Below are 12,781 nucleotides of genomic sequence, written 5' to 3'. Positions count from 1 at the left end.
ATCTCAAAGTTCATTCACAAGCATGAGCTTTGACGTAACATACGGGAGAAAAGCCGGTGATTTGTTTAAAGACGGTGGAATAGCTCGCTTGAGACTGGTAACCAAAATCCAGTGCAACCTGGCTCGGTCTGCGACCATGTAACAATTCTGGAATCGAAAGGTAGACACGGATCAGCTTGCGCATTTGCGAAAAGCCTAAGCCAAGTTCTGATTTAAACAGTCTTGATAAACTTCTTGATGCCATCCCTACATCCGCAGCATATTGCTCAATCGGAAGATCGCACTTCGGGTTCAGTAACAACCGCTTGCACACTTGAAATAAGCGCCAGTCTCTCAGGCGGGAAATTTGCTCAATTGCAGTAAATTGTGTATTGAACATCCCCTCATTCTCACGACTGCTCAAGGATAGTGCGTGTGTCACGGTTCCGGCGATGAAGCCATGCTGATCCAGAATGACTTGCTTCTTTATATACAACTGGTGAACGCACCCTGACACATCAATCAGTGGCAGACGTAAGCTATATTGCCGCCCGCTCATAATATCTTTCTCATACATCTGATAAAGGCTGGCATAACTTCGCCAAGGCAAGTCATTGTCCGTCAGGCCAAGCATCTGAGCATGTTCACGGATCCCTGTTAACTTCTGGTGAGCTTCATTGCAGGCGACAATCTGGTGTTTTTTGTTTTTGACAACAAGATACCCTTCAGGAAAAGGAATGAATGGATTTTGAAGGAAATATTCAATATTCATAGTCGAGCCAAAGAAACATCTTGTTACATATATACCACCAGTTTCTTATTGTGTCTCTAGTTAGCACTCAATGCTGTGGGGCAGACACAATCAAATTCATGACAGAGCACAATGTTGATTGGTTCCTGCTCTGTACTTTAGGCTTACACCTTACTTCTCATCCCAGCGAAAACGTGATCTGAAGGGCTTATTTCAAGCACGTTCCCCTTCCTGGACGGAAAATTCGTGATCCAGTGATCAAAAAAGTTCAAATTCAGCATAAAAATTCACCTTCCCCCTACAAAGTGTGATCTCCACACTCATCCCCCCTGCTCCTCCATCAATCAAGGTTATTGAGGAGGATGTTACTGGTCTATGACAGGCGCAGAATGAAACCATCCAAAGCGGACGCCCCTTTGCAGAGGCACTCGGATGTACTGGACCCGGTGCCGTCATTCAGCTGAGGGACGCGATCAACAGAGTGACAAGATCTGTACCAGGTCACTCTGACTGCCTGATTCGGTAATAGCCGGAACGGAGCAAGATAATAAAAAGCGCATCCATCAAGGAGTTTATGCAATGAAACTGAACAAAATTTGTCTGACTGCAGCAGCTGTATCCGCTGCACTGATGTCTGCTGCAACCTACGCAGAAGACGTCGACTTTCACGGTTATATGCGTGCCGGTGTCGGAATCAGCGGTGAAAACGGTGCGCCTGTCGCCTATGAGAAAAACAAAGTTGGCCGTTTAGGGAACGAAAATGATGTTTACGGCGAGCTGGGTTTAGGAAAAGAAGTCTACAACGAGAATGGCAAATCATTCTATGTCGACTCCATGCTGGCAGTTGCAACTGACGGTTCGAACGACTGGGAAGGCCTGGGTGTGAACGACGACGGTTCAGACAACATCGCACTGCGCCAGTTCAACGTTCAGGCAAAAGGTTTCATTGCGGGTGATGCAGACGCCACACTGTGGGCCGGTAAACGTTACTACCAGCGCCACGACATTCACATCTCAGACTTCTACTACTGGGATACATCAGGTGCCGGTGCCGGTATCGAGAAACTGAGTTTTGGCCCGGGTAAGGTGTCCTTTGCCATCATTCGGGATGACTCCGGTGAAGTCAACGTCAATAACATCGACCTGCGTTATTCTGAAATCAAACTGGCACGCGACCTGAGCCTGGAACTGGGTCTGAACTATGGTCTGGTGAATGAGACAGATGCACAGAAAGCCGCAGAGACCTTCAATGATGGTGCGATGTTCACTGGTGAACTGACTATCGGCAACTTCTTTGGCGGCTTCAACAAATCAACCGTTCAGGCCGGTTCAAACGGGTATGGCGAACAAATGGCCGGTCTGGGCGCAGGGCACTACTTTAATGCGACCTCGAATGATGACGCACTGGGGTACCGCCTGATTAACTGGGGGGTGATTGCGCCTTCAACGTCCTGGGAAATCGGCCACCAGCTGATTTTTGCAAAAACCAGTTTTGACAGCAAAGATGATCACACCATTCTGAGTGCAGTTGTTCGTCCTGAGTACAAGTGGAACAACAACATGAAAACCATCATTGAAGCCGGTTATTATGATGAAGATGATTCTGGCGTCGACAAATCTGGTAGCAAGCTCACTCTGGCTCAGGCATTTACCGCTGGCCCAGGCTTCTGGGCGCGTCCTGAACTGCGTTTCTACGCCAGTTATCTGTCTGACTACGACAATGATAATGCCTTTGGCTCTGGCAACGACACCGAATATAACATCGGTGCTCAGGTTGAAGCCTGGTGGTAATCACCATTGCATTGAGTGACAAAACAGCCAGTCTTCAAAGACTGGCTGTTCTTTTTTCAGCCCTTTAAGGTTTTTCATGAAAATTTCTATTCCAGAACCAACTTTGGGACAGGATATGACTTTGGACCCCGGTGTTCCCCTGGGCTCGACACTGACGGAACAAGGCTGCCACTTTCGTGTACATGCTCCGGACAGCCAGCAATTATTTGTAGCACTGTTCGGAGATAACGGTCAGATCATCGAGACTTTCCCGATGTCACGACAGCCCAATGGTGACTGGTATCTGTACATTCCGTCGCTTCAGGCTGATTCAGCTTACAGTTTTTATCAGATCAACCCGGCCACTCAAGCCACTCAGGCCCGTCAATGGTTGTTGGACCCACATGCGCACAATGTGTTACAGCGTCACCAATTTTCACACCATCAAACATCATCGGAGAAGATAACCGCTGGAAACGACGCACCAGAATGGGTTTCACTCACAACACGTCATCACTTCGACTGGCAAACCCGGACACATCCGGAAACACCGCTGAGCAACACTGTCATCAGTGAAATTCATATCAAAGGATATACCAGACAACACCCGGCGATTCCGCCTGAACAAAGAGGCACTTATCTGGGGCTGTGTCACCCGGCCATACTCGCCGATTTCAAAGAGAACAACATCACCTGCCTGCAACTCATGCCCATAGCAACAAAAGTGGATGAAAGTCACCTTAAGACAAAATCACTGACGAATTACTGGGGATACAACCCGCTGGCATGGTCAGCGCCGGACAGACGTTTTGCCATTGCAGATCCGGTTAAGGAGTGTAAAACCATGATCCGTACCCTGCATGCCCACGGAATCGAGGTCATTCTGGATGTGGTTTACAACCACACCGCCGAGGAAGGCGACGGCGGACCGATTTATCACTTCAAAGCACTGGATCAGCAAACGTATCTGCACCATCAGAACGGCGGCCTGAAAAACTTCACCGGCTGCGGCAATACCGTGGATCTCAGCCATCCGCCTGCACTGGAAGCCGTATTGCAATCATTACGGCATTGGGTTCTGAATTATCAGGTTGATGGCTTTCGTTTTGATCTGGCTGCAACTTTGGGACGGCAGGACGACAGGTTTTGTAAAAACGCAGCATTTTTCAGAGCCATCAACAATGATCCTGTCCTCAGCCAGGTCAAACTGATTGCCGAGCCCTGGGATATTGGCCCGAATGGCTATCAACTAGGTCATTTCCCGGGTCACTGGCACGAGTGCAATGACACATTCAGGGATACCTGGCGCAGTTACTGGCTGCACCGTGCCACCAACGCAGAAATCGCATCCTTGTTGCTTGGTTCACAAGAAAGATTCCCGGCCTGGAACTGGCCGGAAAAGATGAGCGTCAATTATATCTGCTACCATGACGGCTTTACGCTTCAGGACTTAGTTTCCTACGGCGAAAAACATAACCGTGACAACGGTGAAGACAATCGGGACGGTCACCCGGACAACCGGTCGAATAATCATGGCATTGAAGGTCAAAGCAACGCTCCGGCGATCATTAAAAAACGTGAGCAGCAAAAACGAAACCTGATGACCAGTCTGCTCTTCAGCTTCGGCATCCCACACCTGTTAGGTGCCGATCTGCACGCTCACAGCCAGCTGGGAAATAACAATGCATATTGCCAGGATAACGCGATCAGCTGGGTGAACTGGGAAGGTCAAGTACAATCGGGCGATTTCAGGCAGTACTGCCAGTCATTGCTGACATTGCGACAAACAATCATGCCAGCATTCACACAGGCACTGTCGGCTCAAACTCAGTCCGTCGAAATTCAATGGCTGGATCACCGCGGAGCAAATCTGTCAGAACAGACTTGGGCTGAAAACTCTCCCTTCGCCTGTCTGATCCGCATACCATGCGAAGAAAGTCTGATGTACATATTCAATTCAGGCGAATTGCCCGTGCGTTTTGCTCTGCCGGATTCACACTGGAGATGCCTGACAGATACTGCCGATAGTCGCGTTCTGACGAAAATCTTAAGACAAACCGCCACTTATGTGCGTCCGCATTCAATGATGATTCTCCACCGAGCGCCAGATTGATGACACTCAGTTTTGTTCATGACGCTAAAACCCCGACAAGCCTGCGACCTCGTATAAACTTCAGGGAACAGGCTTGAAACCCAACCACGATAATGATAATAATTATCATTATTTTATTGGGGTGTGGAGCGTTTTATGGACAAAACCAGAGAGCTGTACCGGCAATATTTCCTGGCTGAGGATCGTTTTCTCAACCACCCTCTGATCCCGGGATATGAGCAGGACGTCATCATCGACATGACGCAGGCGGGCATGAACCTGGCCGCTTATTACGGACAACCGACACCCGTCAGAAACCCCTTACTCCAGGAGCTTTTTCTCCGGCGGGTCTTTTTCCATTTGCTGAACACGATCGATAACCGGCATCAGTCGAGAATTTTTCGTCGTATCTGTCTGGATTATTTGCATTGCCCGCTCCTGGCCCTGAAAAAATTCTACGGCGACAGCCACACCGACAAATTCCTTTCTCTGAAACAAAACCTTCTACAGTTACAACATTCGTCCGGATTATAAGGAACCGCTGACATGACGAAAGATTACCGAATTGAAAAAGACAGCATGGGTGAAGTACAGGTTCCCCAGAATGCGCTGTATCAGGCACAGACCCAACGCGCGGTGAATAACTTCCCTGTCAGCGGCCTGACCATGCCAGCCCGGTTCATTCAGGCTCTTGCATTTGTCAAACAAGCCGCCGCGAGAAGTAATCTTGAACTGGGCCTGCTCGACAATGATATCGCTCATGCCATTATCGACAGCTGTCAGGAGATCATTGACGGCCATCATCTTGATCAGTTCCCGATTGATGTCTTCCAGACAGGGTCCGGCACCAGCTCTAACATGAATGCCAATGAGGTCATTGCAACGCTGGCATCAAACCGGTCAGGTCTGACCGTCAATCCAAATGACCATGTCAACATGGGACAAAGCAGTAATGACGTTATTCCGACAACCATTCAGGTCAGTGCAGCTATTGCATGTCATGAACACCTGTTCCCGGCCATGGTACATATCAGCAAAACGCTGGATGAAAAATCGGCTGCAGTCGGTCATATCGTCAAAACTGGCCGCACTCATTTAATGGATGCGATGCCGGTGACACTGGCGCAAGAACTGCAGGGCTGGAAGACGCAAATTGAAAAAGCACACCAAGGCATTGTTCAGAGTCTTGAAAACGTCACCGCGCTGGCCCAGGGCGGCACCGCGGTTGGTACCGGGATCAATGCAGATCCGAAATTTGCTGCAACCTTTGCCAACAACTTGTCCGTTTCTGCTGAAATACCTTTCAGCTGCAGTGATAACTTTTTCTACAACCTGAGCAGCCAGGACGCCATTGTGGCCTTATCCGGACAGCTGAAAACAGCTGCCGTCGCCATGATGAAAATTGCCAATGATCTGCGCTGGATGAATTCCGGACCGCTGGCTGGTTTAGGCGAAATAGAACTGGAAGCCTTACAGCCCGGATCATCCATCATGCCCGGTAAAGTCAACCCGGTGATTCCAGAGGCGGCAGCCATGGTCTCTGCACAAGTCATCGGCAATGATTCAACCATCACAGTGGCAGGACAATCCGGGAACTTCCAGCTGAATGTGATGTTGCCTGTGATTGCTTATAACCTGTTGCAAAGCATTGAGCTGCTGGCAAACGCCTTCACCCTGCTGGCAGATAAAGCCATTGCCGGTTTTCATGTCCGTGAGGATAAACTTCAGGAAGCACTGGCGAAAAACCCAATTCTAGTGACGGCACTGAATCCGGTGATCGGCTATTTGAAAGCGGCTGAAATCGCTAAAAAGGCTTACAAAGAGAAACGGGATATTCTGGATGTTGCTGAAGAGGAAACTGAACTGACGCGCAGCGAACTGGAAAGTTTACTGGATCCGCAGAAGCTCACGACGGGCGGCGTCGCTCATTAAGAACATAGTCTCAAGGGTTTACCTCAGTAAACCCTTGATTCCAGCATCTCAGACAATAACTGCGGACGGCCAAGATAGAATCCTTGCATATAGTCAACCCCCAGCTGCGTCGCTACTTCCCGCCCTTCCTCGTTTTCTACGCCTTCCAGCAACAGTTTTGCGCCGAGTTCCTGAGCCAGTTTCACAACCTGAATCAGCGGCTGCGTGTCTCCGGCCAGATAACCGGCCAGCAAAGAGCGATCCACTTTGATCATATCCGGATTTAACAAACGCGCCCGGCGTTCTGACGAAGCTTTCACGCCATAGTCATCGATCGCAATTTTCAAGCCCTGTGCCCGCATCTGACCCAGCACACATTGAAGCTCATGATTACATGAACAATCGTGTTCAAGTAACTCGACATAAACCTGACTGGACATCAAACCGAAGTCATTAAACTTTTCTGCAGAAGCTTGCCTGTTATGAGCCAGCAGCACATCAGGCATCATATTAATGAAGAGGAAATGGGCAGGAAAAAAACTGGCAAAGTTTTTCACATGAATTGCTCGTGCCAACCGATCCAGGTTGACCTGGTCTGTCATGTCGAGATATTCAGAAGTAAAAAAAGGCTCAGTTTTCAGTTCTTCACCAGCCTCATTAAAAACCCGGGCCAGTGCTTCATAGCCAAAAAACTCACCATGAACGGTATGAATCGGCTGAAATGCGGTTTTGATTTGATAGGCATCGTACGCTGCACTAATACTACCGTCAGATTCCGTTCTCAGGTGCATATCAATGTCTTTGATTGTGGCGATAATTTTGCTCACATTTATCTCTTCACACGATGAATGAAATGGCATACGCTCATGAAAGCTTGCACTCCTGCCTGCATACTCACGTAAAACCGCCGAACTATAATAGAGAGTGGCGACCAAAAACTGTCTCAAGATTGAGACATGTGAAGTTTATGCGCTCATGCTGGGAAAAATGTCACAAAAAAGTTAATTTTCCTGATTTATCTATCGCGAGATGACTTCAAACCGACATTTCACTGAAACATTCGTGTCATGGTTCGCACATAATCTTACCCCTTAAATCTGAAGGAAAGGAAAGACACGTTGTTATCCAACATTCAACCCATCACAAAATTACCCAATCTTGCCATCTTCGATTTAGATGAAACCCTGATTGCCGCAGATTCGGCTTCATTGTGGGTAAAATTCCTTGTCGACAAAGGACTGGCATCTGAGCATCTGCTCGAACAAGAGCAGGCACTGATGCAGGATTATGCGAAAGGCAAGATGGATATGCAGACCTATATGACTGCGACGCTTGCGCCGATTTCAGGTAAATCTGAACTGGATCTGGCGCCAATGATTCGTGAATTCGTCGAACAGCGCATTCAGCCCGCTATTTTTCCTGATGCCTCTGAACGAATCACCTGGCACAAAAAGCGCGGTGATACTGTCATTATTATCTCTGCGACCAGTGAACATCTCGTTAAACCAATCGCTGAATTACTCCAGGTTGATGATGCGCTTGCGATTCGGCTTGAAACCATTAACGGCATTTATACCGGCAGCACCACCGGTACGCTGAGCTATCGTGAAGGGAAAGTCACGCGATTGAAGGCATGGCTGCAGGATCAGTTAACCCAGTTTCACAGCCTGTATTGCTATACCGATTCAATGAACGACCTCCCACTTCTCCAGGCTGTTGATTTCCCATTTGCAGTCAATCCGGATCCAGCTTTAGCCCTGCATGCTCAAATGCAGGAGTGGACAATTATGAATTGGCGCCATGAAAATGACATCCAGCGCTAATTGCATGATTAAAAAGCACAAAATTGCTCAACAGCCCTCCGTCTGAGAGGGTTGTTATATCTGGTTACAAATTTATCACTCTTGACTTCGGCCGATTACATCACGATTTCATTGGCTTTTTCCGACTTGTTCAATTTCTTCGAAGAGCTTGTTCAACATAATGCACTGATTTTTGAAACATTTGCCTCTAGAATAGAGAAGTAGTTCTCATTCAGGATATCCGGATACATGAAAAAAGAGGTCACGCATTACGATTGGGTCTCCATTACCCTGCATTGGCTCAGTGCTGTCGTCATTATCGGACTCTTTGCGGTTGGCCTATGGATGGTCGATCTCAATTATTATTCTTCTTGGTATACCGTTGCACCACACTGGCACAAATCTATCGGCCTGAGTCTGATGGCTGCGACGCTGTTTCGTCTTCTTTGGAAAACCATCAAGAATCAACCTGAAATTATTGGTTCCGGACTGGAAAAAATCTCCGCGAAATCAGCGCATGCCGTCATCTATATTTTACTGTTCGGATTGTTTATCAGTGGTTACCTGATTTCGACCTCTGATGGTCGCGGTATTGAAGTTTTCAACTGGCTGACGGTTCCATCGATGGGAGAATTGTTCCTGGATCAATCCGATATTGCCGGAGAAATTCATGAATATCTGGCTTACACCCTGATTGGACTGGCACTGCTCCATGCAGTGGCGGCATTCAAGCACCACTTTATTCATAAAGATAATACCCTGAAAAAAATGTTGGGAGTGAATGAAAAATGAAGAAGCATCTTACCGCTTTAAGTCTGGCTGCGGCCCTGGTTGTTCCGGGAATTGCCAATGCTGCAGATTACATGATTGATAACAAAGGTGCGCATGCATCCGTTAACCTGAAAATCAGCCACCTGGGCTACAGCTTTATTAAAGCGCGTTTTAATACTTTTGACGGTAATTTCAGCTATGACCCTGAGAACATCAGTGCTTCAAAAGTTAAAGTGAATATTGATACCACCAGCTTCGATTCAAACCAGGCTGACCGTGACAAACACGTTCGCAGTGAAGATTTTCTTGAAGTCCGCAAATTCCCTAAAGCGACGTTTACCAGCACCAAAGTGACCGACAAAGGCAATGGAAAACTGGCGATTGACGGTGATCTGACACTGCGAGGCCAAACCAAACCAATCACAATTGATGCAGAATTTGTAGGTGCAGGTAAAGATCCATGGGGCGGTTACCGCGCAGGATTTACAGGCACAACCCGCATTGAACTGGCTGATTTCGGCATTCCGGTCATGGGCACGTCAAGCTATGCGGACATGGAACTGCATGTTGAGGGTGTTCGTCTGTAATCCTGATATGACACCATATCAAGTGCTGAAAAATCCGGCCTTATACAGCCGGATTTTTTCATGCTCACTCAAAACATGGCAATGCCTAATGCCCGTTTCACATCAAGTAACACGCCTTGGCTGACTTCATTGGCTTTCTCCGTGCCGGCTCTGAGGACCTCAACCAGCATCGTTTTATCTGCCAGTAACTTTTCGCGCTCTTCCCGGATAGGCGTCAACATAGACTGCAAACAGTCTTCGAGAATTTGCTTTGTTTTTCCGTCACCTAATCCCCCCTGACGATAGTGGGATTTCAGTTCCTCAACAAATGCTTTGTCCGGGTGAAAGGCATCCAGATATGTAAAGACGATATTTCCTTCAACCTGCCCCGGATCTTCAATACGTAAATGATTCGGATCTGTGTACATGGCTTTCACCGCTGTTCTTATTTCATCAGCTGTCGCTCCCAATGGAATGGCCGTCCCCAGCGATTTCGACATCTTTGCTTTACCATCAACGCCGGGCAATCTTGGAAAATGGCTCAACAATGCCCGACACTCATAAAGAACCGGCTCGTGAACAACTGAATTAAACCGGCGAACAATTTCATTGGTCTGCTCTATCATGGGCAATTGATCATCACCAACCGGCACTTGGGTTGCACGGAATGCTGTAATGTCAGCAGCCTGGCTGATTGGATAAGTTAAAAATCCGGCAGGTATAGTTTTTCCGAATCCCCGAAAATGAATTTCGTTCTTAACCGTTGGGTTCCGTTCCAGCCGGGCAATCGACACCAGGTTCGAGTAATACATGGTTAATTCAGACAAAGCCGGTAATGCAGACTGAAGACAAATCGTTGTTTTGCAGGGATCAATCCCCACAGCCAGATAGTCTGCGACAACATTCAGAATATTGTCTGAGATTTTTTTCGGGTTCTGACCGTTATCGGTCAGCGCCTGTAAATCTGCAACCAAAATGGTTTGTTCATGGGTATGCTGAAGTTTGATCCGTTGCTGAAGCGAGCCGATAAAGTGCCCTAAATGTAATGAACCGGTCGGTCTGTCACCGGTAAGAATGCGTTCTTTCATCTTGAGTTTCCTTGAATAAAGCCAGTCTACGGCAGCCAAAGGAAACATCAGATCGGAGACATTGCGTTCATTGGCTGCCAATTCCGGCGGCAAATGAACGTAAAAATTCAGTGCCGCTCCTTCAGGAGCGCCACCAGCGAATTGATAAGGTGAATTGAGGAATATTTGAGTTCATGCTCAACACACTAACGGCATACTCAATGGATTGCAAGCACGGCTGCATGGCCGTACTTGCCTGTTCTACCGCTATATGTGCAAACAGAGAGATCAATAAATGACCACACTGCTGTTTAGGTCAACGTCAGTGGTTGCCATCTGAGGATTTCTAAGCATTAAACCACTGGCCCCGATCGCAACAGCACTGCCATCCTGATTGAGATCAATCGCATGACCAAAATAAGCATCACTTTTTATTTCCGTCGCACGCAGTGTGACACTGTGCTGCCAGTTTTGCTGTTCATCTGACTTGTAAATATAAGTTGTACCTGCTTTGATGATTTGAGTTCCCGGATTGTCCGGATCAGTCACATCTGTAGTAATTGCTCCAATGGCAATCACTTTACCATTCTGGCTGACACTCAGTCCCCGTTGACCAAAATCACTGTATTTATCCTGCTGTGGATCAGAAATTTCTGCACTGAGTATCCAAGAACCCGAAGACGTTCGTTTGTACACCCGAACTCCCCCTGTAACATCCCCTTTTCTGCCAGGCATGGTAATCGCCAATGTATCGCCACGGCTGTCCATATCAATTTCTGATCCGAATTCAGCAACAGGTTCCCTTGCTCCTTTCAGAATTCCTTTGAACTGCCAGTGACCTTCTGCATCTTTTGAATAAGTAAATACTTCACCATAGCGGTATGTGCCACCAGAATAAGGCATTCCGACGACAAGTTGCGTTCCAGCGCCATCCATCGCCATCGCGTAACCATAGCCAGCCCCTCTTTCCAATCCTGCAGCTTTCAGATATTGGTTTTCAATCCAGCTGCCATCGGATTGACGTTCGAACAAATACACCCCTCCCGTATCTGCTCTGGAGTTATCAAACGGATCATCGGTTGTCGCGGCATCGTGACCTATAGCGGCAATGGCAAGCGTTTTTCCGTTGCCACTGAGTTCAACCTGTCCACCGAAGTAATCCCATAAATCCAGGCTGGAAGAACTTTTGATGTACGCTGTTTCCTGCCATTGACCATCATCATTTGATTCGAAAATATACACAGCTCCAACGGCATCATTCATATTTTGCGTCGGTTGGTCAACGAATGTTGACTGTTCGCCACTTGCCCCGACTGCCAGTGTTTTTCCATCATCCGACAAGCTGATACCGATACCAAACCAATCGTAGCCATCTCGATTGCTGGCAATAATCTGAACCGGATCTTTCCAGTAACCGGCCTGATCACGTCTGTAAATGTAAACGGCACCCGCATTTTGTTCAAAAAATGACTCGCTGATATTGTCAAACGGCGCAGCAACTGCAATGGTGTTGCCGTCTGCACTCATACTAACATTGGCTGCAAAGATCGATTTTTTTTGGCTGTCAGATGGGAAATAGACCCTGGCTGTTTTAATCAGGTCTGAAACCGGAAGTGCCATCAGGTTGGAATCGGTATAACCGTCTGAATTAATTGCGCGGATGAAATACTGGGGTTGTGTCAGTGCCTTACTGCTTTGGAGAGTGAGGATCCGTTCAAGACCCGTGGTTTCGCCAATGGCTGTACACTGACGCTGCTCTTCAATGCAGATCTGATAGCGCTCTGCTCTTTCTGATGGCTGCCAGGCAAAACTGATCCTTCCGGACCCTTCCTGCTCAATCGCAACATCCGTCAGATTAAATGCTGCCGGAGCATTCCCCTTTTCGCCGCCACCGCCGCAGGCTGCAATGCCAAGTAAGGTGGCAATTGAAATTCCCCAGATTTTTATCGTATTGTGTTTGCTGGTCATGCCTGATTCCTTGATTATTTGTCCCTGAATGCTTATTTATGCATTTTGTTTCATTCATACTGACTGTTGACTGAATCAGAAGCAAGTCATCATCCCATCCTATT

The 12,781-nt window shown here is 47.7% G+C and carries 11 protein-coding genes; 7 read left to right on the top strand and 4 right to left on the bottom strand.

All coding sequences use genetic code 11. The features are described 5' to 3' along the window. Window positions 1–10: 10 nt before the first annotated feature. A complete protein-coding gene (locus SPK40_RS06890) occupies window positions 11–751 on the bottom strand; it encodes a helix-turn-helix domain-containing protein (RefSeq protein WP_330959913.1) in 741 nt (246 codons plus the stop codon). A gap of 564 nt (window positions 752–1,315) precedes the next feature. Here SPK40_RS06890 and SPK40_RS06885 point away from each other — a divergent pair. The 4 genes from SPK40_RS06885 to SPK40_RS06870 all read left to right on the top strand — a co-directional run bounded on the left by SPK40_RS06885 (window position 1,316) and on the right by SPK40_RS06870 (window position 6,524). Continuing rightward, window positions 1,316–2,521, top strand: coding sequence for a maltoporin (locus tag SPK40_RS06885; protein ID WP_330960353.1), 1,206 nt, complete (start codon window positions 1,316–1,318; stop codon window positions 2,519–2,521). Between the two features lie 76 nt (window positions 2,522–2,597). After that, the gene (locus tag SPK40_RS06880; protein WP_330959912.1) at window positions 2,598–4,613 is read left to right on the top strand and encodes a glycogen debranching protein; all 2,016 of its coding nucleotides are present in this window, start codon (window positions 2,598–2,600) and stop codon (window positions 4,611–4,613) included. Window positions 4,614–4,748: 135 nt separating this feature from the next. Further along, a complete protein-coding gene (locus SPK40_RS06875; RefSeq protein ID WP_248142504.1) occupies window positions 4,749–5,126 on the top strand; it encodes a hypothetical protein in 378 nt (125 codons plus the stop codon). 12 nt (window positions 5,127–5,138) lie between these two features. Beyond that, entirely contained in the window at window positions 5,139–6,524 is a 1,386-nt protein-coding gene (locus tag SPK40_RS06870) for a class II fumarate hydratase (RefSeq protein WP_330959911.1), read from the top strand. Between the two features lie 23 nt (window positions 6,525–6,547). On the opposite strand, the gene SPK40_RS06865 is transcribed toward SPK40_RS06870, so the two are convergent. After that, complete coding sequence (locus tag SPK40_RS06865) at window positions 6,548–7,330, bottom strand: EAL domain-containing protein (RefSeq protein WP_330959910.1); 783 nt, start codon at window positions 7,328–7,330, stop codon at window positions 6,548–6,550. 291 nt (window positions 7,331–7,621) lie between these two features. On the opposite strand from SPK40_RS06865, the gene SPK40_RS06860 reads away from it, so the two are divergent. The 3 genes from SPK40_RS06860 to SPK40_RS06850 all read left to right on the top strand — a co-directional run bounded on the left by SPK40_RS06860 (window position 7,622) and on the right by SPK40_RS06850 (window position 9,663). Beyond that, on the top strand, window positions 7,622–8,326 hold the full coding sequence (locus SPK40_RS06860) for an HAD family hydrolase (protein WP_330959909.1): 705 nt from the start codon (window positions 7,622–7,624) through the stop codon (window positions 8,324–8,326). Between the two features lie 228 nt (window positions 8,327–8,554). Beyond that, the gene (locus SPK40_RS06855; protein ID WP_330959908.1) at window positions 8,555–9,097 is read left to right on the top strand and encodes a cytochrome b; all 543 of its coding nucleotides are present in this window, start codon (window positions 8,555–8,557) and stop codon (window positions 9,095–9,097) included. Further along, window positions 9,094–9,663: a YceI family protein gene (locus SPK40_RS06850; protein WP_248142509.1), complete on the top strand. Its 570-nt coding sequence runs from the start codon at window positions 9,094–9,096 to the stop codon at window positions 9,661–9,663. The genes SPK40_RS06855 and SPK40_RS06850 overlap by 4 nt, the downstream gene beginning before the upstream one ends. Window positions 9,664–9,731: 68 nt before the next feature. On the opposite strand, the gene trpS is transcribed toward SPK40_RS06850, so the two are convergent. Next, entirely contained in the window at window positions 9,732–10,730 is a 999-nt protein-coding gene (trpS, locus tag SPK40_RS06845; protein WP_330959907.1) for a tryptophan--tRNA ligase, read from the bottom strand. Window positions 10,731–10,997: 267 nt separating this feature from the next. Further along, the gene (locus SPK40_RS06840) at window positions 10,998–12,677 is read right to left on the bottom strand and encodes a hypothetical protein (protein ID WP_330959906.1); all 1,680 of its coding nucleotides are present in this window, start codon (window positions 12,675–12,677) and stop codon (window positions 10,998–11,000) included. Window positions 12,678–12,781: the final 104 nt, after the last annotated feature.

The sequence above is a fragment of the Photobacterium sp. 53610 genome (assembly GCF_036409375.1).
In the GTDB taxonomy this organism is placed as follows: domain Bacteria; phylum Pseudomonadota; class Gammaproteobacteria; order Enterobacterales; family Vibrionaceae; genus Photobacterium.
The sequence above is the reverse complement of the archived record's forward strand: the minus strand, read 5'-3'. Positions and strand labels throughout refer to the sequence as shown.

Bases quoted from the DNA above. Each gene is read 5' to 3' on its own strand.
- trpS (WP_330959907.1), bottom strand. From the start codon at position 10,730: ATGAAAGAACGCATTCTTACCGGTGACAGACCGACCGGTTCATTACAT.
- SPK40_RS06880 (WP_330959912.1), top strand. From the start codon at position 2,598: ATGAAAATTTCTATTCCAGAACCAACTTTGGGACAGGATATGACTTTG.
- SPK40_RS06850 (WP_248142509.1), top strand. From the start codon at position 9,094: ATGAAGAAGCATCTTACCGCTTTAAGTCTGGCTGCGGCCCTGGTTGTT.
- SPK40_RS06870 (WP_330959911.1), top strand. From the start codon at position 5,139: ATGACGAAAGATTACCGAATTGAAAAAGACAGCATGGGTGAAGTACAG.
- SPK40_RS06855 (WP_330959908.1), top strand. From the start codon at position 8,555: ATGAAAAAAGAGGTCACGCATTACGATTGGGTCTCCATTACCCTGCAT.
- SPK40_RS06890 (WP_330959913.1), bottom strand. From the start codon at position 751: ATGAATATTGAATATTTCCTTCAAAATCCATTCATTCCTTTTCCTGAA.
- SPK40_RS06840 (WP_330959906.1), bottom strand. From the start codon at position 12,677: ATGACCAGCAAACACAATACGATAAAAATCTGGGGAATTTCAATTGCC.
- SPK40_RS06875 (WP_248142504.1), top strand. From the start codon at position 4,749: ATGGACAAAACCAGAGAGCTGTACCGGCAATATTTCCTGGCTGAGGAT.